A 24770-nucleotide genomic window follows, 5' to 3' on the forward strand; every position below is an offset into this window, starting at 1 on the left:
GCCCTGGGAACTGTCAGGGGGCGGTGAAGGGGATCCCGGGGCGGTGCGACGGGGAGCGCTCTGCGGTGGGTGTGGGGCTTCCGCCTGGTGAGCGTGAGCCGCCGGGGGGCGGGTCAGCGGAGGCGGAGTGGAGAGGTCCAGATCCACAGGGTGCTGAGGGCGATGCCGGCCGCGCAGATGAGGATGACAGGGCGCAGGCCGAGGAGTTCGGCGAGGAAGCCGCCCGTGAGGCCGCCGAGGGCCAGGACGCCCTGGACGGCGAAGGTCATGGTGGCGTTGATGCGGCCGCGGAGCTCCTGGGGCGAGTCGCGCAGGGTGATGGCACCCATGCAGGTGGCGAACGCGACGACGATGCCGCCGGTGAGGATGCCCATGGTGGCGAGTACGGCCAGGTTGAACCAGAGAGGGCCCTCCAGGAGGCCGACCGCCAGGATCTCCAGGGGGAAGAACAGCACTGCCGCGAGCAGGACCCGGTTCTCGCCGAAGCGCTTGGACAGACGGGTCGTGACCCAGGCGCCGAGCAGGCCGCCGGCGCCGCTGAGTGCGACGAGGACGCCGATCAGGGCTTGCGGGATGCCGAGGGTGTTCAGCATGTAGAGCATGTAGACGGCCGTGTAGGCCATGGCGAAGAAGTTGATGGTGACACCGGCGCCGAGCAGGGCGCGGAGGGTCGGGATGGTGATGCTGGCGCGCAGACCTTCGGTGATGTCGCGCCACATGCCCCGGGTGGGGGCGGGTTCGGCGCGTTCGGGGGTGCGGATGGAGCGCAGGAGGAGGGCCGACGCGAGGAAGGTGAGCGATTCGGCGAGGACGGCCAGGGGGGCGGTGAGGATCTGCACCAGCAGGCCGGCGAGGCCGGGGCCGGCGACGCACGCGGGCGAGTAGGAGGCGTGGAAGCCGGCCAGGGCGGAGGTCCGCTGGTTCTCGGGGACGATCGCGGCCAGGTGGGGGAAGTTCGCGGCCCGGAAGGTCACGCCGGCGGTGCCGATCACCAGGGCGACGATGATCAGCCACGGGACCGTCAGCACGCCCAGCAGCCAGGCCACAGGGACGGTCACGGCGGCGGCGGCCGAGACGAGTTCGCAGGCGATCATCAGGGGGCGGTGCCTGGTGAGGCGGTCGGTGATGGCGCCGGCCTGGAGGCCGAAGAGCAGGGCGGGGAGCGAGGCGGCGGCGGTCAGGAGACCCATCTCCGCCGGTCCGGCGGTCAGGAGGGTGACCGCCGTCAGGGGGATGGCCAGCTTGGAGACCTCGGAGCCGGTGATGGAGACGGTACGGGCCGACCAGAGCAGCCGGTAGTCGCGTTGCTTGCGCAGCGGTGATTCGGTGAGCGGCGCGGTGGCCATGGGGGACTCCAAGGAGGGACATAGTTGTGAAGGGATCCCTTCACAACTATGAAGATAGTCCTTCAGAGTTGTGAAGGCAACCTTTCATGAATGTCCCGGTACCGTTGGCGCATGGAGCTGGACGATCCGAAGGCGATGCGGGCACTGGCCCATCCAGCCAGGCTGGCGATACTGAACCGGCTCGGAGCCGGGAGGTCCGCGACCGCGACCGAGGTCGCGGAGGTCGCCGGGATCACGCCCAGCGCGGCCAGCTATCACCTGCGGATGCTGGCCAAGTACGGGTTCGTTGAGGACGCGCCGCCGCGCGGCGACGGCCGGGAGCGGCTGTGGAAGGCCGTCGACAGGCCACTCGCGATCGGCTTCCTGCCGGAGGACCGGCCGGACGTACGGGAGGCCAAGGACCTGCTCATCCGGGCGGTTCGCAAGGAGGCCGAAAGGGAGCTGGAGCGGGCGCTGTCCTCCGCGGACCGGGAGCCGGCGGAGTGGCGGGACGTGATGCAGTTCAAGCGGACCCTGCTGAGGGTCGATGCCGAGGAGATGGGGCGGCTCAACGCGGAGATCGACGAACTGCTCGCCCCGTACGTCGCCCGGCATCGCAGCGAGGAGGACGCGCCTCCCGGGGCGAGGGTGGCGGAGGCGCAGGTGAGCCTGTTCCCGCACGCGGACCGGCCCGTGCCCGGGCTGCCCAGCGAGGACCACGACTCCGGCGGATGAGCCGTACGTGCCGCCCGTTGACCTGAACGGTCAGGTGGGGGTGGCATGGGAGGTAGACTTTTCGATGGCCTGTGACCACAGGCCGACTTCGCATGCCTCACGAAGGACCGCGCCATCGGTCCGGGCCTCGGCCCGGCTGGAGCGGTTCCGGGGCATCAGGGCGGCAGCCCGCCGGCTGCCGCGTCACAACCGAGAATCGCGCCCACCCGCGGGGCGCCCCGACCTGGAGGACCAGCACATGGCCCCCGTCGTCACCATGCGACAGCTGCTCGAAAGCGGCGTTCACTTCGGCCACCAGACCCGGCGCTGGAACCCGAAGATGAAGCGCTTCATCTTCACCGAGCGCAACGGCATCTACATCATCGACCTGCAGAAGTCGCTGGCGTTCATCGACCGTGCGTACGACTTCGTCAAGGAGACCGTCGCCCACGGCGGCACGATCCTGTTCATCGGCACCAAGAAGCAGGCTCAGGAGGCCATCTCCGAGCAGGCCGCCCGGGTCGGCATGCCGTACGTGAACCAGCGCTGGCTGGGCGGCATGCTCACCAACTTCTCCACCGTGCACAAGAGGCTTCAGCGTCTGAAGGAGCTCGAGGAGCTCGACTTCGACAACGTCGCCGCGTCGGGGCTCACCAAGAAGGAGCTCCTCATGCGCCGCCGTGAGAAGGACAAGCTCGAGCGCACGCTCGGCGGCATCCGTGACATGGGCCGCGTGCCCAGCGCGGTGTGGATCGTCGACACGAAGAAGGAGCACATCGCGATCAGCGAGGCCAAGAAGCTTGGCATCCCGGTCGTCGCGATCCTCGACACCAACTGCGACCCCGACGAGGTCGACTACCCGATCCCGGGCAACGACGACGCCATCCGCGCCGTCGGGCTGCTCACCCGCGTCGTGGCCGACGGTGTCGCCGCCGGTCTGATGGCCCGCTCCGGCGCCGCTCGCGGCGACGAGAAGCCGGCCGCGGCCGAGCCGCTGGCCGAGTGGGAGCGCGAGCTCATCGAGCAGGGCGGTGGCGAGCAGGCGGCTGCCGAGGCTCCGGCTGAGGCTCCGGCCGCCGAGGCGCCCGCCGAGGCCCCCGTCGCCGAGGCCGCTCCCGAGGCCGCCGCTGAGGCTGAGGCCGCTCCCGAGGCTGAGGCGGCTCCCGCCGAGGCCGCTCCTGAGGCCGCGGCCGAGGGCGAGACCGAGCAGCAGGCCTGACGCCTTCCGCCCACGCCTTCGGGCTTGGACCGGCTTAGGCTCCCCGATCCGGCCGATCGAAAGGTCGGCCGGATCGCCGCCGGCCGGAGACCCTCCGAACCACCCCGACCAGGGGAATGGCCCGCAGGCCCACGCCGGTGGTCCAGGAGCCCGGGTCGGCGGGCCGGAAGCCCGGTCGGCGGCCCACAGGCTCACGCCGGTGGATCACCAGCTCGGGTGGACTGGCACAGGCCATCGGCTCCGGCCGGTGGACGGCCTGGGGGCCGGGTAGGCGGGCCGCCTCCGGAGACGGGCGGTGGACGACCACAGGCTCGGGCCGGTCGGTTGCCACAAGGCACGGGCCCGCCGGTCTTGGGCCGGGCGGACCACCGGGGCTCGGGCGGGCAAACCGCTTCACGCTCAGGCTGGTGGACCGCCACACGCTCAGGCTTGTGGACCGGGCGCACGCCGAGGCCGGTGGACCGGCGCAGGCCGGGGAATCGGTCCGGAGAAACCCGGAGCGAGGGTCGAAAGGGCACGGCTCGGGCAGAGGTAACGCTCCCGGGCTCATCGAGAGGCTTTCGTGCGGCACCCGGTGCCGTACCGACAAGCGGGTGGGCGGCGCCCACCCCTTCCACGACGAACAACCCACGACGACATCCCACGAGGAAACGTAATGGCTTCCGTGAACATGGCCGACGTCAAGCGGCTTCGCGAGATCACCGCTGCCGGAATGATGGCCTGCAAGAAGGCTCTTGAGGAGGCTGACGGCGACTTCGACCGCGCCATCGAGCTGCTCCGTCTCAAGGGCGCCAAGGACGTGGGCAAGCGCGAGGCGCGCACCGCCTCCAACGGCCTGGTCGCGCTCCAGCAGGACGGCGACTCCGCCGCGGCGCTGCTGGAGCTCAACTGCGAGACCGACTTCGTGGCCAAGGGCGAGCGCTTCCAGGAGCTGGCCGCCCAGGTCGTCGCGCACGTGCTGGCCAGCAAGCCGGCCGACGTGCCGTCGCTGCTGGAGTCGTCCTTCGACGGCAAGACCGTCAAGGAGCACCTCGACGCCGCCAACGCCGCGCTCGGCGAGAAGATCGAGATCCGCCGGTTCCAGGTGCTGGAGGGCGGCTACATCGGCGCCTACATGCACCGCACCGACCCGGCGCTGCCGCCGGCCGTCGGCGTGCTCGTGCAGCTCGACAAGGCCAACCCCGAGGTGGCCAAGGACGTCGCGCAGCACGCCGCCGCGATGGCCCCGCAGTACCTGAACGCCGACGCGGTGCCGTCCGAGGTCATCGAGAAGGAGCGCAAGCTCTTCGAGGAGATGACCCGCGAGGAGGGCAAGCCCGAGGCCGCGATCGGCAAGATCGTCGAGGGCCGCGTCAACGGCTGGTACAAGGACTTCACCCTGCTCCAGCAGGCCTTCGTGAAGGACAACAAGAAGAGCGTGGGCAAGTACGCCGAGGAGAACGGCGCGCAGGTCCTCGCTTTCGTCCGGTTCAAGGTCGGCCAGGCATAGGCTGGAGCGAAGTTCTCCGGCAAGCCCCGGGCACCCCGGCTCAGGCCGGGGCCGGTGCGATGCGATCCGGCCGGTGGGGCGTACGATCCCGATCGGCCGGAGCTAGTCCAACAGAACCGCCAATAGAGGGAGGCCGCCGCCGTGCAGGACAGTCAGGAGCCCGCCACGTCGGCGGCTTCTTCGTCCCGGAACCAGAGCCCGCTGCGCTGGAAGCGGGTGATGTTGAAGCTGTCGGGTGAGGCGTTCGCCGGTGGCGAGCCGCTGGGCATCGATCCCGCCGTGGTCGATCAGCTGGCTGATTCGATCGCCGAGGCCGTGCGCGAGGGTGTGCAGGTCGCGGTCGTGGTGGGCGGCGGCAACATGTTCCGCGGCGCGACCCTGTCCGAGGGGGGCATCGACCGCGCCCGCGCCGACTACATGGGCATGCTGGGCACGGTCATCAACTGCCTCGCGCTGCAGGACTTCCTTGAGCGGCGGGGCGTCGAGACGCGCGTCCAGACCGCCATCACCATGCAGCAGGTCGCGGAGCCGTTCCTGCCGCGCCGGGCGATCAGGCACCTGGAGAAGGGGCGCGTGGTCATCTTCGGCGCCGGGCTCGGCTCGCCCTACTTCTCCACCGACACCGCCGCGTCCCAGCGCGCCCTGGAGATCGACGCCGAGGCGCTGCTCAAGGGCACGCAGGTCGACGGGATCTACGACTCCGATCCACGGAAGAATCCCGATGCGGTGAGGTTCGACCACCTGGACTACGGCGAGGTGCTGATTCGTGACCTGGCGGTCATGGACGCCACCGCGATCAGTCTGTGCAAGGACAACGACCTGCCGATCGTGGTCTTCGACCTGATGGGCGAGGGCAACATCCTGCGTGCGGTCCGCGGTGAGAAAATCGGCACGCTGGTGAGTCCCGCAGGCAAATGAGGGTGCGAGCCCGACACCGCCAGCTAGAAGACAGGGAGCCGCTGTGATCGACGAAACCCTCCTCGAAGCCGAGGAAAAGATGGACAAGGCCGTTTCGGTCGCGAAGGACGACTTCGCGGGTATCCGTACCGGCCGGGTCACCCCCTCGATGTTCAACAAGATCAATGCCGACTACTACGGTTCGCCGACTCCGATTCAGCAGCTGGCCTCGTTCCATGTGCCCGAGGCCCGCATGGTCATCATCCAGCCGTACGACAAGGGCTCGATGACCGCGATCGAGAAGGCGATCCGCGACTCCGACCTCGGTGTCAACCCCGGCAACGACGGCCAGGTGATCCGCGTGTCGTTCCCCGAGCTGTCGGAGGAGCGCCGCAAGGAGTACATCAAGGTCGCCAGGAACAAGGGCGAGCACGCCAAGGTGTCGGTGCGCAACATCCGCCGCTCCGCCAAGGAGATCCTCGACAAGATGGTCAAGGACGGCGAGGCGGGCGAGGACGAGGTCCGGCGCGCCGAGAAGGAGCTCGACGATCTCACCCAGAAGCACGTCGCCAAGATCGACGAGCTGCTGAAGCACAAGGAAGCCGAGCTGCTCGAAGTCTGAGCGGCTCGCCGCGCGGCCCTCGCCTGATGGCGGGGGCCGTGGCTCATGGAGACTCTGTGGAAGAACGTACGGCCGGGACCAGCCGCACCGGCCGGAACCTGCCCGCCGCGATCGCGGTGGGCCTGGGGCTGGGCGCGCTGGTCATCGTCTCCCTCTACACCGTCAAGGAGCTCTTCCTCCTGGTGGTCGCGGGAGCCGTGGGCGTCGGCGTGGTGGAGCTGGTGCGGGCGTTCGCGACCCGCGGCATCCAGGTGCCCGCCGTGCCGGTGGTGGCGGCCGTGGCGGCCATGCAGGCGGGCGCCTACTGGGGCGGCGGCGTGTGGCTGCTGGGCACGTTCGTGGTCTTCGCGTTCGTGCTGCTGATCTGGCGGATGTTCAGCGCCGGCTCCGAGGGGTTCGTACGGGACGCGACGGCGTCGGTCTTCACCCTGTTCTATCCGCCGTTGCTGGCCGGGTTCGTGGCGTTGCTGCTGGCGCCGGACGACGGGGCGCACCGGGTGGTGGTGTTCGTCGCGGTGACGGTGGCCAGTGACGTCGGCGGTTATGTCGCGGGGGTGCTGTTCGGCAGGCATCAGCTCTCGCCGATCAGCCCGAAGAAGACCTGGGAGGGGCTGGCCGGGTCGGTGGTCGCGTGCACGGCCGTGGGGGCGTGGCTGGTGACGTGGCTGCTGGGCGGGGAGCCCTGGCAGGGGGCGATCATCGGGGTGCTGGCCGCCGTGCTGGCTACCGTGGGCGACCTCATCGAGTCGATGATCAAGCGCGATCTCGGCCTCAAGGACCTGGGCACGATCCTGCCGGGGCACGGCGGGCTGATGGACCGGCTCGATTCGCTGGTGACCACGCTGGTGCCCGTGTGGCTGCTCCTGACCCTGTTCGTCTAAGAAGCCCGGGAAGCCGGGAAAGGAGTCAGGACGTCAGCGCCTCGGCGGTGACGGGTGTGAGCCAGAGCCACCGGACGACCTCCCCGCCGAACGCGAATCCCGACATGTCGGGCATGTTGGGGGCGTCGGCCTGCATGAGCACCCCGGAGTACCCAGCGCCCAGCGGGAACGTCGACGGGTCGTGATACCACTTCGCGGTGTGCCCGTTGCCGAGCCAGGTGACCGAGTGCCACGGATACTGCGCCAGCCACACCAGCAGCAGCGCCGCGTCGCGCGGGTCGTCGCGGGTGGCGACCGCCAGCTCGATCCTGGCGTACGCGCCGGGCGTGTCGAGCCACTGCTCGACCGTCGGCATCCGCTGGCAGCTCATCCCGACCGTGGACAGCACGGTGAAGCCCCGCTCGCCGTGCGGCGGCCGCTCGGTGATGCCGACCGTAGGCAGCCGGTCGCCGCCGGCGTCCCAGTAGCGGCCCGCCGGGCCGAGCGCCCGTTCCAGATGGCCCATGACGAACTCCTGGAACGACGGCCACGACCCTTCCGCCCGGCGCCACCGCCAGTAGGAGTGCGCGTTGGAGATGCGCGGCCGCAGCCCCTCCAGCGCCTCCGACAGCGCCCACGCGAACGGTGACTCGCCCACGGCGTCGCGGGCGTAGCCGGGCATGCCGCGGTGCATGTCGGCCCAGCCGGGGATGACGGCCAGCAGGTCGTCCTCCTCGTAGAGCGCCACCCCGTCGCCCTCCTCGAACCAGAGCGGCGTGAGCTGCCCCAGCGGCCGCCGCCCCTGCGGGTGCAGGGTGCCGGCCCGGGGCATCAGCGGCGGCAGCCCCGCGTTGACGCGGGACAGGTCGATCACGGCCGGCGCGGGCCGGTGGTTGGCCAGCCACACCGCGCCCCGCACGCCTCCGTCGGGCGCGCACAGGTAAGCGACCGAGGAGTCCTCGTCCCGCTCGACCACGAGCGTCCGGCTTCCGTACGGATTGCCGGCGGTGAGGACGACCTCGGTATGCCCCTCGCCCGACGCAGACCGGAAAATCGCCATACGTGAGAACTGTAGATCGCCCGGTCGCCCTCGTGCGAGGCTCTCCGGAATGACGCCGCCGGGGCAGGCGTTCACTACCCTGGTCGGTAACCGTACGAACAAAGGCAGGAACGTGTCCCAGCAGCCAGGCCAGCTCACCTTCGTCGCGCCGCGCCGGGCCAAGCCGGCCAGGCATCTGGCGGACCTGTCCATGGCCGAGCGCAGGGCCGCCGTCACCGAGCTGGGCGAGAAGGCGTTCCGCGCCGACCAGCTCTCGCGCCACTACTTCGAGCGGCTGACGACCGACGTCGAGGCGATGACCGGCCTGCCCGCCGCCGCCCGGGAGAAGCTGGCGGCGCTGCTGCCGCCGCTGCTCACCTCCGTCAGGGAGATGACCACCGACGCCGGCACCACGCGCAAGACGCTGTGGCGGCTGTTCGACGGCGCTCTGGTGGAGTCGGTGCTGATGCGCTATCCCGACCGGGCCACGATGTGCGTGTCGTCGCAGGCCGGCTGCGGCATGAACTGCCCGTTCTGTGCCACCGGCCAGGCGGGGCTGACCCGCAACATGTCCACCGCCGAGATCGTCGAGCAGGTCGTCTCCGGCGCCCGCGCGCTGGCGGCCGGCGAGGTGCCCGGCGGGCCCGGCCGGGTCAACAACGTGGTCTTCATGGGCATGGGCGAGCCGCTGGCCAACTACAAGCAGGTGATCGGGGCGGTGCGCCGGATGGTGGAGCCCGCGCCGCACGGCCTGGGCATCTCGGCCAGGGGCGTCACGGTCTCCACGGTCGGCCTGGTGCCGGCCATCGGCAAGCTCGCCGACGAGGGCCTGCCGGTGACGCTCGCGCTGTCGCTGCACGCGCCCGACGACGAGCTGCGTGACACGCTGGTGCCGATCAACACCCGCTGGAAGGTGGCCGAGGTCCTCGACGCCGCCTGGGCGTACGCGGCCCGGACCAAGCGGCGCGTCTCCATCGAGTACGCGCTGATCAAGGACATCAACGACCAGGAGTGGCGGGCCGACCTGCTCGGCAAGCTGGTCAAGAACAAGCTGGTGCACGTCAACCTGATCCCGCTCAACCCGACCCCGGGCTCCAAGTGGACCGCCTCGCGGCCGGAGGACGAGCGGGCGTTCGTGCGGCGGCTGCAGTTCCACGGCGTGCCGGTGACGGTCCGCGACACCCGCGGCCGCGAGATCGACGGCGCCTGCGGCCAGCTCGCCGCCGCCGAATAACCCAGGGCCCCAGCCCGCCGCCGAATAAACCCAGGGCCCCGACCCGCCGCCGGACGAGGCTCAGGGGCGCGTACGGCGCAGCCAGGCGTACGCCGCCAGGCCGATCAGGCACCAGGCCAGGGAGGCGGCCCCCAGCGCGGGCAACCGGTCGGCCAGCAGGCCGGCGCTCGCGGCGCGCATCCAGGCGGTCACCGGCACGCTGAGCCAGTGCAGCGGCGACGCGCTCACCAGCAGCATCACCAGGAAGCCGCCGAGCAACGCCATGATCGACACGGCCGGCGACGGCAGGATCGCCCGGCTGGTGAGCGCGCCGAGCGCCAGGCCCGCGAGCACCGCCAGGACGTGCAGCGCCAGCACGGCGGCCAGCTCGGCGCCCTGCGGAGTGGCGCTCACCCCCAGCAGCACCCCCCAGGCCAGAGCGAGCGCGTCGAAGGTGACGCAGACGGCCAGGGCGGCCAGCAGCCCGGCCGCGAGCTCGCGCCGGCGCCCGCCCGCGATGGTGGCGGACAGCTCGCGCTGCCGGTCCGGCTCGGTGTCGAGCAGGCTCCTGGCGGCCCAGGCGAGGAACGGGATGATCAGCGCCGCCGAGTCGGTCAGCGCCGGCACCTCCAGCCCACGGGGCGCGCGGCTGCCGTGCACGATGGCGAGCAGCGCCAGGATCATGAGCAGCGCCTGGTAGACGCGGTGCGACCGGACGTAGGCGGCCACCCGGAAGGCGGCCAGGGCGATCATCGGCTCTCCTCGGTCAGTTCGCGGGCCGCGTAGCCCTCGGCGCGCATCCGCTGCACGAAGGTCGTGACCTCGCCGGCGGGCAGGGTCACCTCGACGGTGACGGATTCGGGCAGTGCCGGAGCGGCCTGCGCGGTCTCCCTGAGCACGCCGTCACGCAGGGACCAGTGCCGCACCGAGGGCAGGACACCCAGGCCGCCCTGGTGGTCGCTGGCCACGACGACGACGCCGCGCGCCGACAGGTCGGCGACGATCGGCGGCAGGGCGTCGCGGGTGTCGGCGTCCAGGCCGGCGAACGGCTCGTCGAGCAGCAGGAGCCCCGGCTCGGCCATCAGCGCCTGTGCCAGCCCCACCTTGTGCGCGCTGCCCTTGGACAGCTCGCCGAGCCGTACGTCCAGCAGATGGTTCATGGTGAGGCGCTCGGCCCACGGCTGCCAGCGGGCGCCGCCCCGCGCCCGCGCCATGTGGTCGAGGTAGCCGGCCACGGTGAACGGCTGCTCGATGGGGAAGCGGTCGGGGGCCAGGCCGACGACGGCCGGTCGTCCCGTGATCGTCCCGGTGGTCGGGCTGATCAGCCCCGCCAGCAGGCGCAGCAGGGTCGACTTGCCGGCCCCGTTGACGCCGCTCAGCTCGATCACGTCGCCGGGAGACACCTGGGAGTTGACATCCCGGATGACGGATTGATCACGTCTTCTGTAGCGGAAGGACACGTTGCTCAGGCGCATGGTGATGTAACGGTATAGCCCGGCTCGCATTGTCGTGATAAAGAGCTTCACAATGGGACGCGACCCCCCGGCAGAACTCAGGAGGACTGGGCTTGAACCGCTTTCCACGCGTCATGGGTATGCGTTCAGGCTATGACCCCGTCGAGGTCGACGCCCTGATCGGGCGCATCGAGGCGACGCTGGGCAGGGGCCCGCGTGACGTCGAGCGCGTCACCGCCGACGAGGTGCGCACGGCGACGTTCCGGGCCAGGCGGGGCGGCTACCAGGAGACGGCGGTCGACTTCGCGCTGGAGGCGTTCGTGGTGGCGCTGGAGACCATGGTCAAGGCGCCGGTCCGGCTGGCCATGGCCGAGCCGACGGGGGAGATGCTGCGCGAGGAGTGGTTCGAGGGCCAGGCCGCCCGGGTGGAGCGGGTGGCGTTCCGGCCCGGCCGGATGGGCACCGGCTACAACGAGGACGAGGTCGACGCGTTCCTGGACCGGATCGTGGCCACGCTCAGGGGCACCACCGACTATCCGGTGACGGCCGCCGAGGTCAGAGAGGCGAAGTTCGCCACCGTGATGTTCCGGGCGGGCTACCTGATCGCCGACGTGGACGAGTTCCTGGCCGGCATCGCGGACGTGCTGGAACAGCGGGCCTGACGGGTCACAGCGCCCGCACCAGGCCGCGCAGATCGGGCTGCGTCTCCTGCGGGATCGCGGGGTCGGCGGGCCGCTCGCCGTTCCGGTTGATCCACACGCGGTGCAGGCCGAGCTGGTGCGCGGGCACGAGATCGTGCACGTAGCTCTGCGCGACGTGCACCCAGCGCTCGGGCCGGTAGGCCCGTTCGAACGCGGTGAAGTGGGCGTGCGACGGCTTGTAGGCGGCCACGTCCTCGGAGGTCACCACGGCGTCGAAGGGCACCGGGAGCCGGCGGCGGGTTTGGGCGATGAGGTCACGGTCGCAGTTGGTGAGCAGCGCCAGGTTCCAGCCGGCCTCGCGCACGGCCGACAGCTCGGTGCCCACGTCGGGGAAGACCGGCCAGTACGGGAGCGTGTCGCCCAGCAGCGCGGCGTCGTCGGCGTTGAGCGGCACCTTCTCCTGCGCGCACGCCCGTCGCAGCGCCTCGGCCATCACCTCCCGGTAGCGCATCGCGGGCGACTCGGCCTGCACGTCGAGCTCGTGCCTGCCGTACGCCTCCAGCAGGCGCTCGCCGTGACCGGGCGCGATCAGCTCGGCGCTGGTGCGGATGCCGTGCCGCCAGTCGACGAGGGTGCCGAAACAGTCGAAGGTAACCCATCGCATACAGCTCATAATGGGCCCATGACGATCTCTGTGCGACCCATCGGGGCCGCGGATCTTCCTGTTGTCACCCGGGTCCTGACCGGGAGCTGGGGCGGCACCACGATCATGGCCCTGGGGCGGGGCGAGCTGATCGACGCGGCGACACTGCCCGGCTTCCTGGCGTACGACGGGGACGAGGTCGCGGGGGCGGTCACCTACGCCGGGCGTGACGGGTTCGTGGAGGTCGTCACGATCGACGCGCTCGTTCCGGGCCGGGGTGTCGGCACCCTGCTGCTGGACGCCGTCCGAGACGCGGCGGTCGCGCTCGGGGCGCCGGTCCTGCGGCTGACCACCACCAACGACAACACCGGCGCGCTGCGCTTCTACCAGCGCTACGGGTTCGATCTGATCGCGCTGCACCGGCACGGCGTGGACCGGGCAAGGAACCTCAAGCCGGACATCCCGGCCGAGTCGGACGGCATCCCGATCAGGCACGAGTTGGAGCTGGAGTACCGGATCTCCTGAGGTGGCCGTGGCTGAGCAGGGCCACGATGACCGAGGTCACCGGGGCGGCCAGGAAGGCGCCGGTGATGCCGGCGATCACGCTGCCGACCGTGATGGCCACCAGGATGACCGCGCCGGGCAGGTCGAGGGCCTTGCCGTAGATCTGCGGCGCCAGCACGTGCCCCTCGATCTGCTGCACGAGCACGGTCACCGCGACCACGATCAGCGCGATCAGCCAGCCCTTGGCCACGAACGCCACCACCGCCGCCAGCAGCCCCGCCATGAACGCCCCGACCACCGGCAGGAACGCGCCCACGAACGTGAGCACGGCCAGCGGCAGCGCGATCGGCACGCCGAGGATCCACAGCGCGAGGCCGATGAAGAACGCGTCGACCAGCCCCACGAGCGCCACCCCGCGGATGTAGCGGCCGATCACCGAGAACACCAGCTCACCGGTCTCCATCAGCCGCTGCCTGGCGGAGGCGGGGAACAGCTCCACCAGCCAGCGGAACAGCCGGTCGCCGCCGTGCGTGAAGTAGACCGCCAGGATGACGGCCAGCACGCCGCCCACCACGATCTCGCCCGCCGTCCGCACGCCGGCGATCGCGCCCGTGGTGATCTGGTGCTCCTGCTGGGCGAGATACTCGCGCGCCTGCTTGAGGAGCTGCTGGTCGTCCAGGCCGAACCAGGCGGTGAACCGGTGCAACTCGTCCAGCACCTTGCCTACGCTCGCGTGCATCTCCGCCACGCTGGCGATGGTGGGCGGCACGAGCAGCGCCCCCAGGCCGACGGCCAGCAGGAGGCCGCCGACGAAGACGACCGCGGTGGCCAGCGCCCGGTTGAGGCCGCGCCGTACCAGCCAGTGGGCGGGCGGGTGCAGCAGGGCGGTGATGAACAGACCGATGATCACCGAGAGGACCACGGTGCTCACGATGGAGTAGCAGTAGAGCACCACCGCGATGATCGCGATCCAGCCCAGCGCTCGCCATGGCCTCATCCCCGCCCCCTTTTTCCCTGCTCAGGGGCCTTCCCTCCGCCGCCGGGGGCAACCCCTCCCAGAGGTCTGGGAGGGGCCGGGACGGCTCAGGAGGGCCTAGGAGTGCGGGGTGAGGTGCGGGCGTTGTTCCCGCTTGTCCTTCTCGTACGAGCCGCGCGCCTCCTGGGCCGCCCGGGTGGTGGAGACCTCGGCGACCGGGACGTCCCACCACGCCTCGGACGACGGGGTGTCGACGAGCGGGTCGGTGCGCACGTGGATCACGGTGGTCGTGGTGGCGGCCCGCGCCGCGTCCAGGGCCTTGCGCAGGTCCGTGAGCGTGTCGGCGCGCACGACGGTGGCGCCGAGGCTGGCCGCGTTGGCCGCCAGGTCCACCGGCAGCGGCCCGCCGTCGTAGCGGCCGCCGCCCCGGTAGGCGTAGGCGGTGCCGAGGCGTTCGGCGCCGACGCTCTCCGAGAGGCGGCCGATGGAGGCGAAGCCGGAGTTGTCCACCAGGACGACGGTCAGCTTGATCCCTTCGGCGACGGCCGTGACCAGCTCCTGGGCCATCATCAGGTAGGACCCGTCGCCCACCATGACGAACACCTCGCGGGCCGGGTCGGCGAGCTTCACGCCGAGCCCACCGGCGATCTCGTAGCCCATGCAGGAGTAGCCGTACTCGACGTGGTAGCTGCCCGGCCCGCTGGGCCGCCACAGTTTGTGCAGGTCGCCGGGCATGGACCCGGCCGCGCAGATCACCACGCCGTCGTCGCCGGCCGCCGTGTTGACCGCGCCGATCACGGCCGGCTGCGGCAGGGGCGAGCCGTCCAGCGCGTACGCCTCGTCCACCAGCGCGTCCCAGGCGCGCGACAGCTCGGCGGCGCGTGAGCGGTGGGCCTCCGGGGTGGCCCAGCCCTCGCAGGCGGCGGACAGGTCGGCCAGGCCCTCCCGGGCGTCGGCGACGAGCTGCAGCCCGGACAGCTTGGCCGCGTCGAAGCCGGTCACGTTCAGGTTGACGAACCGGGCGTCCGGCGCGAACAGCGAGCGGGAGGCCGTGGTGAAGTCGCTGTAGCGGGTGCCGATCCCGATGATCACGTCGGCCTCGCGGGCCAGCGCGTTCGCGGCGGTGGTGCCGGTCGCGCCGACCGCGCCCATGGCCATCGGGTGCCCGTACGGCAGCGCGCCCTTGCCCGCCTGCGTCTCGGCGACCGGGACGCCGTGGGTCTCGGCGAACGCGCGCAGCGCGGCGGTGGCCTCGCTGTAGAGGACGCCGCCGCCGGCGACGATCAGCGGGCGCTCGGCGGTCCTGATCAGCTCGGCGGCGCGGGCCAGGGCGGCGCGTTCGGGCCGGGGCCTGGGGATGTGCCACACGCGCGGGGCGAACAGCTCGTCGGGCCAGTCGGCGGCCTCGGCCTGCACGTCCTGCGGCAGCGCCAGCGTCACCGCGCCGGTCTCGGCCGGGTCGGTGAGCACCCGCATGGCCGCCAGCAGCGCGGACGGCAGCTGCTCGGGCCGGTTGATCCGGTCCCAGAACCGGGAGACCGGCTTGAAGGCGTCGTTGACCGAGATGTCGTAGGAGCGGGCATCCTCCAGCTCCTGGAGCACCGGGCTCGCCACGCGGGTGGCGAAGATGTCGCCCGGCAGCAGCAGCACCGGCAGCCGGTTGATCGTCGCCGCGGCGGCACCGGTGATCATGTTGGTCGCGCCGGGCCCGATCGAGGACGTGCAGGCCAGCGTCGACAGCCGGTTGCCGGCACGGGCGTAGGCGGCGGCGGTGTGCACCATCGCCTGCTCGTTGCGGCTGAGGTAGTAGGGCAGCTCCGCGCCGGGCGCGGCGAGCGCCTGGCCGATCCCGGCGACGTTGCCGTGACCGAAGATGCCGAAGCAGCCGCCGATCAGCCGGTGCTCCACGCCGTCGCGCTCGCTGCGCTGGGCGGCGAGGAAGCGCACCACGGCCTGGGCCACGGTAAGCCTCATGAGGTCCTCCCGAAGGGCAGCCTGGGGTCGATCTCCTGGCCGGTCCAGGAGCCGCGGATCCAGGCGTGGCGGGGATCGTCGCAGAAGGCCATCGACCGCTCGGCGGCGGGGCCGGCCAGGACGTTCAGGTAGTACAGGTCGTAGCCGGGAGCGGCCATCGACGGCCCGTGGTAGCCGTAGGGCACCAGCACCACGTCACCGGAGCCGACCTCGGCCAGCGTGTCGGCGTGGCCCCGCTCGGAGCTGTAGACGCGCTGGTAGCCGAGGCCCTGGTCGGCCACCTCGAAGTAGTAGATCTCCTCCAGCACGGCCTCGCCGGGGCCCGCGGTGTCGTGCTTGTGCGGCGGGTAGGACGACCAGTTGCCGCCCGGCGTGAGCACCTCGACGGCCACCAGCTTGTCGCACTCGAACGCCTCGGGTGCGGCGAAGTTGTTCACCTGGCGGCTGGCCTGCCCGGCGCCGCGCAGCTCGACCGAGACGGCGGAGGCGGGCACGTACCGGGCCTCCAGGCGGCGGGTGGCGCGCGCGGACGGCAGCGCGATCCGGCCCGCGCCTTCCAGCACCACATGCTCGGAGATCGGCACGTAGGCGAAGTCGGATGGTCCGTCGAACACCGAGGGCCGCCCGGCCAGCTCGAACGTCCCCGACCCGCAGGTCACCGTGCACGAGCCCGACAGCGGCAGGACGAGCATCTCCTCGCCGCCGGTGTCGAAGGCGACCGGAGCGCCGGTCAGCTCGACGACCCGCAATCCGGAGTAGTCCCACCCAACCAGTCCCGGAGTGATCTCGACGGCCCACGGAGCCGCGGCGGCCTTGCCGTACGGAATGAAAGTCATGAACGTGCCTCTCGCACCAGGGTCGCGGCGCCGTCCACCGCGACGGCGACGTCGTCGTCCGGAGGGTAGAGCAGCGCGCGCCCGACCACGAGCCCCCGCACGCCGGGCAGGAGCAGCGCGCGCCCCCAGTCGGCGTAGGCGGCCGCCACGTCCGGCGGGTCGCCGCCGAGCAGCAGCGCCGGCAGGGTGGTGGCGGCCATGACGCGCTCCATCTCCGCCACCGCGGGGATCTTCAGCCAGGTGTAGGCGGAGGTCACGCCGAGCGCCTGGGCGACGCTGATGGCCCGGATGACCGCGTCGGGCGACAGGTCGTTGCGCACCGTCCCGCTCTCCGAGCGCACCGACCAGAACGGCTCCACCATCGCCAGGAGCTGCCGCCTGGCCAGGTCGGTGACCGCCCGGGCGCACGACTCCAGCGTGGCGACGCTGGCGTGGTCCCCCGGGTCGATGCGGCACAGCATCTTGCCGCCGTCGAGCCGCATCTCGCCGATGGAGGCCGCGTCGAAGCCGGTGAACCGGTCGTCCATCTCGAAGACCGAGCCCTGCAGCCCGCCGCGGTTCATCGAGCCGAAGGCCAGCTTGCCTTCGAGCGCGCCGAGCAGCAGCAGGTCCTCCAGCACGTCCGGGGAGGCGAGGATGCCGTCGACGCCGGGCCTGGCCAGCGCCACCTGCAGCCGGTCGAGCAGGTCGACCCGGCTGGCCATGGCCAGCGGCCGGTCGCGCACGGCCAGCGCGCCGCGCGCCGGGTGGTCGGCGGCGATGATCAGCAGGCGTTCGCCCTCGCCGGGCAGCCCGCGCCGCCGTCGCCGGGCCGCCGCCTGGGCGATCTCCTCCGGCCGGGTGGCGCGGATGTGGGTGAGCTGCTCGTAGCCGACGCTCCGGGGCAGCGTGATGTCGCTCAAGGACGGACTCCCGTCTGCAGCGCGAGCACCTCGTCGGTGGAGGGCATCGCGTCCGCGCAGGACAGGCGGGCGGCGACATGCGCGCCGGCCGCGTTGGCGAAGCGCACGGTACGTTCGAGCGGCCAGCCGCGCACCAGGCCGAGGCAGAGCGCCCCGCCGAACGCGTCGCCGGCGCCGAGCCCGTTGACCACCTCGACGGGCACCGGTTCGGCGACCACGTGCTCGTCCTTGGTGCGGGCCAGCACCCCGTCGGGGCCCATCTTCACCACGGCCACCTTCATCCCGGCGTCGAGCAGCGCCTGCGCCGCCTCCTCCGGGTCGCGGGTGCCGACGGCGATCTCCACCTCGTCGAGGTTGCCGACGGCCACGTCGGCGTGCCCGAGCGCGTGCCGCACCTCGCGGCGGGCGATCTCGGGCGACTCCCACAGCGTCGGGCGGTAGTCCAGGTCGAACACCGTCCAGCCGGACGTGCGGGCCTCCAGCGCGGCGGCGTGCGCCGACCGGCTGGGTTCCCGGCTGAGCCCGGTCCCGGTGAACCAGAAGACCGACGCCTCGCGGATCGCCGTCAGGTCCAGCGATTCGGGCGTCAGGCGCAGGTCAGGTGGATGCTCGCCCCGGTAGAAGTAGATCGGGAAGTGGTCGGGCGGGAAGATCTCGCAGAACGTGACCGGTGTGGGCGGCCCGTCGAAGGTGCCCACGAAGGCGTCGTCCACACCGAACCCGCGGATCGCCTGCCGTACCCATGCCCCGAAGGGATCCGCGCCCACGGCGGTGACCACCGCGGAGCGCAGCCCGTGCCGGGCCGCCGCGACCGCGACGTTGGTCGGGCTGCCGCCGAGGAACTTGCCGAAGGTCTCGACGTGGGCCAGGCCCACGCCGGTCTGCAGCGGATAGATGTCGACGCCGCAGCGGCCAATCGTGATCAGGTCGAACAACGCACCTCCAGAGATGGAGCCTTCCGGGCACACTATGGCATATTGTCATGACATTCGGATGTCCGCTATGTTACTCGTTGTGCCCCGGCCGTATCCCCGGTAGCCGGTCCCGCCCGTACATCGCATAGTGTCGGGCTGTCGGTCCGTCTCCCAACGGGCAAAGGCGCAGCATGTGGGCACGCTCCTGGTTATGGCAAGGTCTTTACGTCATATGGATGTCATGACATATTGGCCCTGACTTCCTCCCTTTTAGGACGTGTCGGAGGGTTTGCATGGTGTTGCGGAAAAGGTCGGTGGTCGCGGTTCTCGCCGCGTCCGCGCTGGGGCTCGCCGGGTGCGGCCAGTCGTCCGGCGGAGGCGGAGGTGACGCCATCGAACTGACGATCAGCCAGAACGCCATCGCCGGCGGCAAGAACGCGGCCGCCGCCGACCACATCGCCAACTGGGTGATCCCCAAGTTCGAGGAGGCCCAGAAGGCCAAGGGCAAGGACGTCACGGTCAAGTTCGTCCCCAGCGGTGTCGACGACGAGCAGTACAAGACCAAGCTCTCCCTGGACCTGAAGTCAGGCAAGGGCGCGGACGTGATCGACATCGACGGCATCTGGGCGGGCGAGTTCGCCGAGGCCGGTTACATCAAGCCGCTGGGCGAGCTGGTCGGCCCCGAGGCCGAGAGCTGGGACGGCTGGCAGCAGATCCCGGAGGCCGTGCAGGGCCTGGCCACCTTCGAAGGCAAGAAGTACGCGCTGCCCGTCGGTACCGACGGCCGCGTCCTCTACTTCAACAAGACGCTGTTCACCAAGGCCGGGCTGCCCGCGGACTGGCAGCCGAAGAGCTGGCAGGAGATCCTCGACGCGGCCGCCAAGCTCAAGTCGTCCGGCGTCCCGGTGCCGATCCAGATCAACGCCGGCACCGCCATGGGCGAGGCCACCACGATGCAGGGCGTGCTGCCGCTGCTCGCGGGCGCGGGCGGTGAGGTGCAGAAGGACGGCAAGTGGACCGGCGCCTCCCAGGCGATGAAGGACACCCTCGGCCTCTACCAGAAGATCTACGGCGGCGGCCTCGGCGACCCCAAGCTCCAGCAGGAGGCCAAGGGCCGCGACAAGGCGTTCCAGCAGTTCGCCGAGGGGAAGATCGGCATCCTGCTGGAGGGCGACTACTTCTGGCGCGGCGTGGTCAACCCCAAGGACGGCGTCGCCAAGATGGACGACCGTGACCAGGTCGTCGGCTACGCCAAGATCCCGGCCATCGAGCCCGGCAAGGGCATCCGGGGCCAGGACTTCGTCAGCATGTCCGGCGGCGCGCTGCGCACCGTCAACCCCGCAACCAAGCACCCGAAGGAAGCCTTCGAGCTGCTCGCCTTCACGCTCTCGCCCGAGGCGCTGAAGGAGGAGACCAAGGACGGCAACGTGCGCATCACCCCGCGCACCGACGTCAACAAGGAGATCCTCGCCGGCGAGCCGCTGCTGACCTACATCTCCGAAGAGGTGCTCCCGCTGACGGCCTACCGGCCGCCGGTCGCGGTCTACCCGCAGGTGTCGGTGGCGCTGCAGGAGGCCACCGCCGCGGTGGCCGGCGGCACCCCGGCCGACCAGGCCGCCGCGGACTACCAGAAGAAACTCGAAGGGCTCGTCGGTGGCGCAGGTAACATCGCCGCCTGAGCCGGCCGAGGTCGTCAGCCCGGCCCCCGCCCGCCGCTACAGCTCCGACGCGGCGGGCCTGGGCCGGCTGCGCGCGGGCGCCTTCGTGGCGCCCGCGCTGGCGCTGATCGCGGTCTTCCTGGTCTTCCCCGCGCTCTGGGTGATCTACTTGGGGCTGACGAACTACCGGCTGACCGGGGTCGCCGCGGCCGAGCCGCAGTTCGTCGGGCTGGACAACTTCGTCAAGGCCCTCACCGATCCGGAGTTCTGGGACTCCACCTGGCTGACCTTCCAGTTCGTGCTGGGCTCGGCCGTCATCGGGCAGGTCGTGCTCGGCTTCACCCTGGCCTGGATGCTGAAGGACCGGCGCGGCACGCTCAAGAGCGTGGTCGAGGGCCTGGTCATCCTGGCCTGGATCCTGCCGAGCGCCGTGGTGTCGTTCCTGTGGGTGGCGCTGCTCGACCGTGACGCCGGCACGCTCAACGCGCTGCTCGGCATCCCCGGCTTCGCCTGGCTGCTCGACTACCCGATGCTGTCGATCATCATCTTCAACACCTGGCGCGGCACCGCGTTCTCGATGATGCTGTACGGCGCGGCGCTCGGGAACGTGCCACCGTCGCACCTGGAGAGCGCCCGGCTGGCCGGGGCGTCCGGCTGGCAGCAGTTGCGCGACGTGGTGTTCCCGCACATCCGCGGGCACATCCTGACCAACCTGCTGCTGATCAGCCTGTGGACGTTCAACGACTTCAGCCCCTTCCTGCTCACGGCGGGCGGCCCCGACGGCAAGTCCGAGGTGCTGGCCGTGCACGTGTACAAGGTCGCGCTGCAGAACGGCGACCTGGGCTACGGCGCGGCGATCTCCACGGTGATCCTGCTCATCAACCTGGTCGTGGCGGTGTTCTACCTGCGGCTGCTCAGGAGCAAGAAATGACCCGCACGTGGGCCGGCCGGATCGGCTTCTACACGCTGATCGCGGTGCTTCTGGCCTTCTTCACGATCCCGCTGCTGTGGCTGGCGGCGGCGCCGTTCACCTCGGACCCGTCGTACGAGGTCCGGATGCCGGACTTCACGTTCGAGAACTTCCAGACGATCATCGAGCATCCGTACGCGCTCTGGTCGCTGGTGAACTCGCTGATCCTGGCGATCGGCACCGCGCTGCTCGTGGTGGTGCTGTCCGCGCTGGCCGCCTACGCGCTCAGCCGGGTCCGGATCCCGGGGCGTGACGCGCTGCTCTACGCGCTGCTGCTGCTCTCCTCGATCATCACCGGGACGGCCGCGATGGTGCCGCTGTTCCAGCTCGCCATCGAGCTCAACCTGATCGACTCGCACACCGGGCTGATCCTCATCATGACGGGCGGCCTGCTGCCCGCCGCGATCTTCATGATCAAGGACTTCATGGACGCCACGCCGAAGTCCTACGAGGAGTCCGCGCGGGTGTTCGGCGCCTCGCCGCTGCAGATCGTCCGCCACGTGGTCACCCCCGTCGTGCGGCCCGGGCTGGCGACGATCGCGGTGTGGACCATCGCCAACGTGTGGGGCAACTTCCTGATGCCGTTCCTGCTGCTCAGCGACGTGGAGAAGCAGCCCGCCGCGGTGATCATGTACACCCTCTACACCGAGGGCGGCCAGGCCAACCTCAAGGTGCTGTCCACCTTCGGCCTGCTCTACTCGGTGCCGGTGGTGCTCATGTACCTGTTCGTCAGCAAGAAGTACGGCTTCCGCTTCCACGGAGGGATCAAGCGCTAAATGGCCGCTATCGAACTTCGGGGCCTGACCAAGGTCTATCCCGGTGGGGTGAAGGCGCTCGACTCGCTCGACCTGACCGTCCCCGACGGCGAGTTCTTCGCCCTGCTGGGCCCCTCGGGCTGCGGGAAGACCACGCTGCTGCGCACGATCGCCGGGCTGGAGACCGCCACCGGCGGCGCGGTGGTGATCGGCGGGCGGGACGTGACCGGCGTGCAGCCGGGCGGCCGCGACATCGCCATGGTGTTCCAGGACTACGCCCTGTTCCCGCACATGGACGTCAGCGACAACATCGCCTACCCGCTGCGCATCAAGAAGGTCGCCAAGGCCGCGCGGCACGCCAAGGCCGCCGAGGTCGGCGCCCGGCTGGGCCTGGAGCAGCTGATGGACCGGCGGCCCGGCCAGCTGTCCGGCGGCCAGCAGCAGCGCGTCGCGCTGGCCCGCGTCATGGCCACCCAGGCGCAGGCGTTCCTGTTCGACGAGCCGCTGTCCAACCTGGACGCCCGGCTGCGGCTGGAGGCGCGCACGTTCCTGAAGAAGCTGCAGCGCGAGCTCGGCGTCACCACCGTCTTCGTCACCCACGACCAGGCCGAGGCCCTGGCCATGGCCGACCGGATGGCGGTCATGGAGGCCGGGCACATCCGCCAGATCGGCACCCCCGCCGAGGTGTTCCAGCGCCCCGCCAACACGTTCGTGGCCGGCTTCATCGGCTCCACCCCGATGAACCTGCTGGACGCCGTCGTCAGGGGTGACACGCTGGAGGTGGCCGGGTGCAAGGTGCCCGTCCCCGCCTCCGCGCGAGGACTCCTGACCGACGGGGAGAAGCTGGTGTACGGCGTGCGTCCCGAATACATGACCTACTCGGCGCAGCCGGCGGACGGCTCGCTGGCCGGCGACGTCGTCATCCTGGAGAACCTGGGCGCCTCCCACCTGGTCACCCTCGACGTGGACGACGTGCTGGTGCAGGCCGTCGTCCCCGAGGGGCACGAGCCCGCGCTGGGCGAGCGGGGTCACGCGGTGCCCCGCGCCGACCGGGCGCTGGTCTACCGCGACGGTGAGCTGGTGTCGGCATGACCGTGATCCGCGGCCACTGGAGCCTGGACGACCGGCTGGAGCGCATTCTGCGCGAGGTGCCCTTCGAGGTGCCCGCCGACGCCGCCGCCGTGACCGTCCGCCTGACGTACGACCGGTCCCAGGGGGTGCTCGACCTCGGCTGCGGTGCCCCCGGCGGGTTCCGCGGCTGGTCGGGCGGCGCCCGCGACACGTACACGATCACTGCCGACTGGGCCACCCCCGGCTACCTGCCGGGTGAGCCCGAGCCGGGCGAGTGGCAGGTGTGGCTGCGCCTGCACCGGATCCCGCCGCAGGGGCTCGACTTCACGCTGGAGATCGACACCGCGCCCGCGCCCCGGCCCGCGAGCGAGGAGCCGCCGCACGGGGAGCGGCCGCCGCGCCGGGACATCCCCGACGTCGGCGGGCTGCGCTGGTACGCCGGCGACTTCCACGCGCACACGCTGCACAGCGACGGGTCGCTCACCGTCGCCGGACTGGCCGAACTGGCCCGGGGACGCGGCCTGGACTTCCTCGCCGTCACCGACCACAACACCGTCAGCCACCACCCCGAGCTGGCCGTGGCCGGCCGGGGCATCGCGCTGCTGCCCGGCCAGGAGGTCACCACCGACCGCGGGCACGCCAACGTGTTCGGCGACGTCGGCTGGGTGGACTTCCGGCAGCCGGCCGACTCCTGGGTCCAGCACGCGGAGCGGGCCGGCGGGCTGATCTCCATCAACCACCCGCTCGGCGGCGACTGCGCCTGGCTGCAGCCGCTCACCGAGCGGCCCAGGATCGCCGAGGTGTGGCACTCCGGCTGGTGGGACCGGCGCTGGGGCGCCCCGCTGGCCTGGGCCGACGCCTGGCGGCCCGACCTGGTGGCGATCGGCGCCAGCGACTTCCACCGGCACGGCTCCGACGGGCTGCCCGGCTCGCCCACCACGTGGGTGCTGGCCGAGGACGCCGCCGCCGCGTTCGACGCCCTGGCGGCGGGCCGCACGGCGATCTCCGCCGGGCCCGACGCGCCGCTGCTCCTGCGGCTGGGCGACGAACTGCTCGCCCTCGACGCCGACGGGCTCATCCTGGTGCGCCCCGGCGGCGCCCGCCAGGTGATCCGCGGCGACCGTGTGCTGCTGCCCGCCGCCGAAGGGCGGCACCGACTGGAAACCTACGAGAACGAGGTGATGGCTCTATGCGCCTGACCAGTGTCGCCAACGCCCCGGTGAGCTTCGGCGTGTTCGAGCTGAGCGACGCGCCGCCGCCCCTGACCGCGGCCCGGATGGTCGGCGCGATCTCCGACGCCGGCTACGAGGGCATCGACCTCGGCCCCATCGGCTACCTCGGCACCAAGGACGACCTGGCCGAGCGGCTCGGCGGCCTGCTGCTCGCGGGCGGCTGGGCCGATCTGCGTTACAGCGACGCAGCCGAGTTCGAGCAGGGGCTGGCCGCGCTCGACGCGACGCTCGACGTGTTCGACGCGGCCCCGGCCGCGCCCGCGCACCTCGCGCCCCGGCCGACGCTCGGCTGCTCCGGCTCGCCCGCCCGATTCGCCAGGCCCGGCGGGAACGCTCCCGGGCTGGAGGCGTCCGAGTGGGCCGGCTACGCCTCCCGCGTCCAGGAGGCGGCCGGGCGCTGCCGCGACCGCGGCTACGAGCCCGCCTTCCACCACCACCTCGGCACGTACGTCGAGACGCCCGAGGACGTCGAGCGGCTGCTGGAGCTGACCGACGTGCAGCTCTGCCTCGACACCGGCCACCTGCTGCTCGCGGGCGGCGACCCGGTGACCGCGCTGCGCGACTGGTCGGGCCGCGTGGGCCACGTGCACATCAAGGACGGCGACCGCGCCATCCTCGCCCAGGCCCTGGCCGACGGCGTGGACCTGCGCGAGCTGATGGGCCGCGGCGGCTTCGCGCCGCTCGGCGAGGGCGAGCTCGACCTGCCCGGCGTGGTCCGCACACTGGACGAGATCGGCTATCAGGGCTGGGTCATCATCGAGCAGGACACATTGCCAGGACGCAGGTCAGTTGAGCGGAACATCGCCGATCAAGCTGCCAATCGCGAGAAGCTACGGGAACTCGGACTTTGAGGCCACGCCGG

25 protein-coding genes are annotated in these 24770 nt (G+C 71.4%); 15 read left to right on the forward strand and 10 right to left on the reverse strand.

The features are described 5' to 3' along the window. Positions 1 to 113: 113 nt before the first annotated feature. A complete protein-coding gene (locus ADY59_RS21400) occupies positions 114 to 1346 on the reverse strand; it encodes an MFS transporter (protein ID WP_049564800.1) in 1233 nt (410 codons plus the stop codon). A gap of 111 nt (positions 1347 to 1457) precedes the next feature. Here ADY59_RS21400 and ADY59_RS21405 point away from each other — a divergent pair, with 111 nt between their 5' ends. The 6 genes from ADY59_RS21405 (at position 1458) to ADY59_RS21430 (ending at position 7147) form a co-directional block, all read left to right on the forward strand. Next, positions 1458 to 2060, forward strand: coding sequence for an ArsR/SmtB family transcription factor (locus ADY59_RS21405; RefSeq protein WP_053175008.1), 603 nt, complete (start codon positions 1458 to 1460; stop codon positions 2058 to 2060). Positions 2061 to 2298: 238 nt separating this feature from the next. Then, entirely contained in the window at positions 2299 to 3258 is a 960-nt protein-coding gene (gene rpsB / locus ADY59_RS21410; protein WP_049564802.1) for a 30S ribosomal protein S2, read from the forward strand. Positions 3259 to 3913: 655 nt separating this feature from the next. Beyond that, a complete protein-coding gene (tsf, locus tag ADY59_RS21415; protein WP_049564804.1) occupies positions 3914 to 4747 on the forward strand; it encodes a translation elongation factor Ts in 834 nt (277 codons plus the stop codon). A gap of 219 nt (positions 4748 to 4966) precedes the next feature. After that, entirely contained in the window at positions 4967 to 5665 is a 699-nt protein-coding gene (gene pyrH, locus ADY59_RS21420) for a UMP kinase (RefSeq protein ID WP_049564805.1), read from the forward strand. 43 nt (positions 5666 to 5708) lie between these two features. Further along, positions 5709 to 6266 carry a ribosome recycling factor gene (gene frr / locus ADY59_RS21425; protein WP_049564807.1) on the forward strand — a complete coding sequence of 186 codons (558 nt, stop codon included), beginning with the start codon at positions 5709 to 5711 and terminating at the stop codon, positions 6264 to 6266. Between the two features lie 56 nt (positions 6267 to 6322). Continuing rightward, on the forward strand, positions 6323 to 7147 hold the full coding sequence (locus tag ADY59_RS21430) for a phosphatidate cytidylyltransferase (RefSeq protein WP_231618822.1): 825 nt from the start codon (positions 6323 to 6325) through the stop codon (positions 7145 to 7147). A 25-nt stretch (positions 7148 to 7172) separates the two neighbouring features. Here ADY59_RS21430 and ADY59_RS21435 read toward each other — a convergent pair whose 3' ends face one another. Next, positions 7173 to 8186, reverse strand: a complete 1014-nt coding sequence (locus tag ADY59_RS21435; protein WP_049564810.1) for a suppressor of fused domain protein — start codon at positions 8184 to 8186, stop codon at positions 7173 to 7175. A 112-nt stretch (positions 8187 to 8298) separates the two neighbouring features. Here ADY59_RS21435 and rlmN point away from each other — a divergent pair, with 112 nt between their 5' ends. Further along, complete coding sequence (rlmN, locus tag ADY59_RS21440) at positions 8299 to 9399, forward strand: 23S rRNA (adenine(2503)-C(2))-methyltransferase RlmN (protein ID WP_049564812.1); 1101 nt, start codon at positions 8299 to 8301, stop codon at positions 9397 to 9399. Positions 9400 to 9459: 60 nt separating this feature from the next. Here rlmN and ADY59_RS21445 read toward each other — a convergent pair whose 3' ends face one another. Together ADY59_RS21445 and ADY59_RS21450 are read right to left on the reverse strand one after the other, a co-directional pair. After that, positions 9460 to 10131: a hypothetical protein gene (locus tag ADY59_RS21445; protein WP_049564813.1), complete on the reverse strand. Its 672-nt coding sequence runs from the start codon at positions 10129 to 10131 to the stop codon at positions 9460 to 9462. Further along, positions 10128 to 10853 carry an ATP-binding cassette domain-containing protein gene (locus ADY59_RS21450; RefSeq protein ID WP_049564815.1) on the reverse strand — a complete coding sequence of 242 codons (726 nt, stop codon included), beginning with the start codon at positions 10851 to 10853 and terminating at the stop codon, positions 10128 to 10130. Before ADY59_RS21450 ends, ADY59_RS21445 begins: the two co-directional genes overlap by 4 nt. A gap of 119 nt (positions 10854 to 10972) precedes the next feature. Between ADY59_RS21450 and ADY59_RS21455 the strand changes: the two genes are divergently transcribed. Further along, a complete protein-coding gene (locus tag ADY59_RS21455; protein WP_049564817.1) occupies positions 10973 to 11494 on the forward strand; it encodes a DivIVA domain-containing protein in 522 nt (173 codons plus the stop codon). A gap of 4 nt (positions 11495 to 11498) precedes the next feature. On the opposite strand, the gene ADY59_RS21460 is transcribed toward ADY59_RS21455, so the two are convergent. Then, complete coding sequence (locus ADY59_RS21460) at positions 11499 to 12137, reverse strand: HAD family hydrolase (RefSeq protein ID WP_156325635.1); 639 nt, start codon at positions 12135 to 12137, stop codon at positions 11499 to 11501. A gap of 18 nt (positions 12138 to 12155) precedes the next feature. On the opposite strand from ADY59_RS21460, the gene ADY59_RS21465 reads away from it, so the two are divergent. After that, a complete protein-coding gene (locus ADY59_RS21465; RefSeq protein WP_197093771.1) occupies positions 12156 to 12641 on the forward strand; it encodes a GNAT family N-acetyltransferase in 486 nt (161 codons plus the stop codon). Here the strand turns inward: ADY59_RS21465 and ADY59_RS21470 are convergent. From ADY59_RS21470 to iolC, 5 genes are all read right to left on the reverse strand, one after another. Then, positions 12604 to 13617 carry an AI-2E family transporter gene (locus ADY59_RS21470; RefSeq protein WP_049564821.1) on the reverse strand — a complete coding sequence of 338 codons (1014 nt, stop codon included), beginning with the start codon at positions 13615 to 13617 and terminating at the stop codon, positions 12604 to 12606. The genes ADY59_RS21465 and ADY59_RS21470 overlap by 38 nt on opposite strands. Positions 13618 to 13713: 96 nt before the next feature. Continuing rightward, the gene (gene iolD / locus ADY59_RS21475) at positions 13714 to 15570 is read right to left on the reverse strand and encodes a 3D-(3,5/4)-trihydroxycyclohexane-1,2-dione acylhydrolase (decyclizing) (protein WP_049564822.1); all 1857 of its coding nucleotides are present in this window, start codon (positions 15568 to 15570) and stop codon (positions 13714 to 13716) included. Beyond that, positions 15567 to 16406: a 5-deoxy-glucuronate isomerase gene (gene iolB, locus ADY59_RS21480; protein WP_049564825.1), complete on the reverse strand. Its 840-nt coding sequence runs from the start codon at positions 16404 to 16406 to the stop codon at positions 15567 to 15569. Before iolB ends, iolD begins: the two co-directional genes overlap by 4 nt. Further along, entirely contained in the window at positions 16403 to 17308 is a 906-nt protein-coding gene (locus tag ADY59_RS21485) for a Cgl0159 family (beta/alpha)8-fold protein (protein ID WP_049564827.1), read from the reverse strand. Before ADY59_RS21485 ends, iolB begins: the two co-directional genes overlap by 4 nt. Then, the gene (gene iolC / locus ADY59_RS21490; protein WP_082310287.1) at positions 17305 to 18243 is read right to left on the reverse strand and encodes a 5-dehydro-2-deoxygluconokinase; all 939 of its coding nucleotides are present in this window, start codon (positions 18241 to 18243) and stop codon (positions 17305 to 17307) included. The genes ADY59_RS21485 and iolC overlap by 4 nt, the downstream gene beginning before the upstream one ends. 272 nt (positions 18244 to 18515) lie before the next feature. Between iolC and ADY59_RS21495 the strand changes: the two genes are divergently transcribed. From ADY59_RS21495 to ADY59_RS21520, 6 genes are read left to right on the forward strand one after another with little or no spacing between them, the layout of a single operon-like run. Next, the gene (locus tag ADY59_RS21495) at positions 18516 to 19901 is read left to right on the forward strand and encodes an extracellular solute-binding protein (protein ID WP_049564828.1); all 1386 of its coding nucleotides are present in this window, start codon (positions 18516 to 18518) and stop codon (positions 19899 to 19901) included. Continuing rightward, positions 19876 to 20811 (forward strand): carbohydrate ABC transporter permease, encoded by a 936-nt coding sequence (locus tag ADY59_RS21500; protein ID WP_082310288.1) that lies wholly within the window; start codon positions 19876 to 19878, stop codon positions 20809 to 20811. The genes ADY59_RS21495 and ADY59_RS21500 overlap by 26 nt, the downstream gene beginning before the upstream one ends. Continuing rightward, entirely contained in the window at positions 20808 to 21626 is an 819-nt protein-coding gene (locus ADY59_RS21505) for a carbohydrate ABC transporter permease (protein ID WP_049564830.1), read from the forward strand. The genes ADY59_RS21500 and ADY59_RS21505 overlap by 4 nt, the downstream gene beginning before the upstream one ends. After that, entirely contained in the window at positions 21627 to 22697 is a 1071-nt protein-coding gene (locus tag ADY59_RS21510; RefSeq protein WP_049564832.1) for an ABC transporter ATP-binding protein, read from the forward strand. It abuts the gene before it with no gap. After that, positions 22694 to 23875 carry a CehA/McbA family metallohydrolase gene (locus ADY59_RS21515; RefSeq protein WP_049564833.1) on the forward strand — a complete coding sequence of 394 codons (1182 nt, stop codon included), beginning with the start codon at positions 22694 to 22696 and terminating at the stop codon, positions 23873 to 23875. Before ADY59_RS21510 ends, ADY59_RS21515 begins: the two co-directional genes overlap by 4 nt. After that, positions 23866 to 24759, forward strand: coding sequence for a TIM barrel protein (locus tag ADY59_RS21520; protein WP_049564835.1), 894 nt, complete (start codon positions 23866 to 23868; stop codon positions 24757 to 24759). The genes ADY59_RS21515 and ADY59_RS21520 overlap by 10 nt, the downstream gene beginning before the upstream one ends. Positions 24760 to 24770 lie beyond the last annotated feature (11 nt).

Origin of the sequence: Nonomuraea sp. SBT364, from assembly GCF_001083785.1 — a bacterium.
Taxonomy (GTDB): Bacteria; Actinomycetota; Actinomycetes; order Streptosporangiales; family Streptosporangiaceae; genus Nonomuraea.

What these genes read in the sequence shown, in the direction of transcription:
- ADY59_RS21505 (WP_049564830.1), top strand. Translation starts at nt 20,808, where the DNA reads ATGACCCGCACGTGGGCCGGCCGGATCGGCTTCTACACGCTGATCGCG.
- ADY59_RS21495 (WP_049564828.1), top strand. Translation starts at nt 18,516, where the DNA reads ATGGTGTTGCGGAAAAGGTCGGTGGTCGCGGTTCTCGCCGCGTCCGCG.
- rpsB (WP_049564802.1), top strand. Translation starts at nt 2,299, where the DNA reads ATGGCCCCCGTCGTCACCATGCGACAGCTGCTCGAAAGCGGCGTTCAC.
- ADY59_RS21460 (WP_156325635.1), bottom strand. Translation starts at nt 12,137, where the DNA reads ATGCGATGGGTTACCTTCGACTGTTTCGGCACCCTCGTCGACTGGCGG.
- ADY59_RS21405 (WP_053175008.1), top strand. Translation starts at nt 1,458, where the DNA reads ATGGAGCTGGACGATCCGAAGGCGATGCGGGCACTGGCCCATCCAGCC.
- ADY59_RS21450 (WP_049564815.1), bottom strand. Translation starts at nt 10,853, where the DNA reads ATGCGCCTGAGCAACGTGTCCTTCCGCTACAGAAGACGTGATCAATCC.
- ADY59_RS21445 (WP_049564813.1), bottom strand. Translation starts at nt 10,131, where the DNA reads ATGATCGCCCTGGCCGCCTTCCGGGTGGCCGCCTACGTCCGGTCGCAC.
- pyrH (WP_049564805.1), top strand. Translation starts at nt 4,967, where the DNA reads ATGTTGAAGCTGTCGGGTGAGGCGTTCGCCGGTGGCGAGCCGCTGGGC.
- iolD (WP_049564822.1), bottom strand. Translation starts at nt 15,570, where the DNA reads ATGAGGCTTACCGTGGCCCAGGCCGTGGTGCGCTTCCTCGCCGCCCAG.
- ADY59_RS21455 (WP_049564817.1), top strand. Translation starts at nt 10,973, where the DNA reads ATGCGTTCAGGCTATGACCCCGTCGAGGTCGACGCCCTGATCGGGCGC.
- tsf (WP_049564804.1), top strand. Translation starts at nt 3,914, where the DNA reads ATGGCTTCCGTGAACATGGCCGACGTCAAGCGGCTTCGCGAGATCACC.
- ADY59_RS21400 (WP_049564800.1), bottom strand. Translation starts at nt 1,346, where the DNA reads ATGGCCACCGCGCCGCTCACCGAATCACCGCTGCGCAAGCAACGCGAC.
- ADY59_RS21515 (WP_049564833.1), top strand. Translation starts at nt 22,694, where the DNA reads ATGACCGTGATCCGCGGCCACTGGAGCCTGGACGACCGGCTGGAGCGC.
- ADY59_RS21510 (WP_049564832.1), top strand. Translation starts at nt 21,627, where the DNA reads ATGGCCGCTATCGAACTTCGGGGCCTGACCAAGGTCTATCCCGGTGGG.
- iolB (WP_049564825.1), bottom strand. Translation starts at nt 16,406, where the DNA reads ATGACTTTCATTCCGTACGGCAAGGCCGCCGCGGCTCCGTGGGCCGTC.
- ADY59_RS21520 (WP_049564835.1), top strand. Translation starts at nt 23,866, where the DNA reads ATGCGCCTGACCAGTGTCGCCAACGCCCCGGTGAGCTTCGGCGTGTTC.
- ADY59_RS21435 (WP_049564810.1), bottom strand. Translation starts at nt 8,186, where the DNA reads ATGGCGATTTTCCGGTCTGCGTCGGGCGAGGGGCATACCGAGGTCGTC.
- ADY59_RS21470 (WP_049564821.1), bottom strand. Translation starts at nt 13,617, where the DNA reads ATGAGGCCATGGCGAGCGCTGGGCTGGATCGCGATCATCGCGGTGGTG.
- ADY59_RS21465 (WP_197093771.1), top strand. Translation starts at nt 12,156, where the DNA reads ATGACGATCTCTGTGCGACCCATCGGGGCCGCGGATCTTCCTGTTGTC.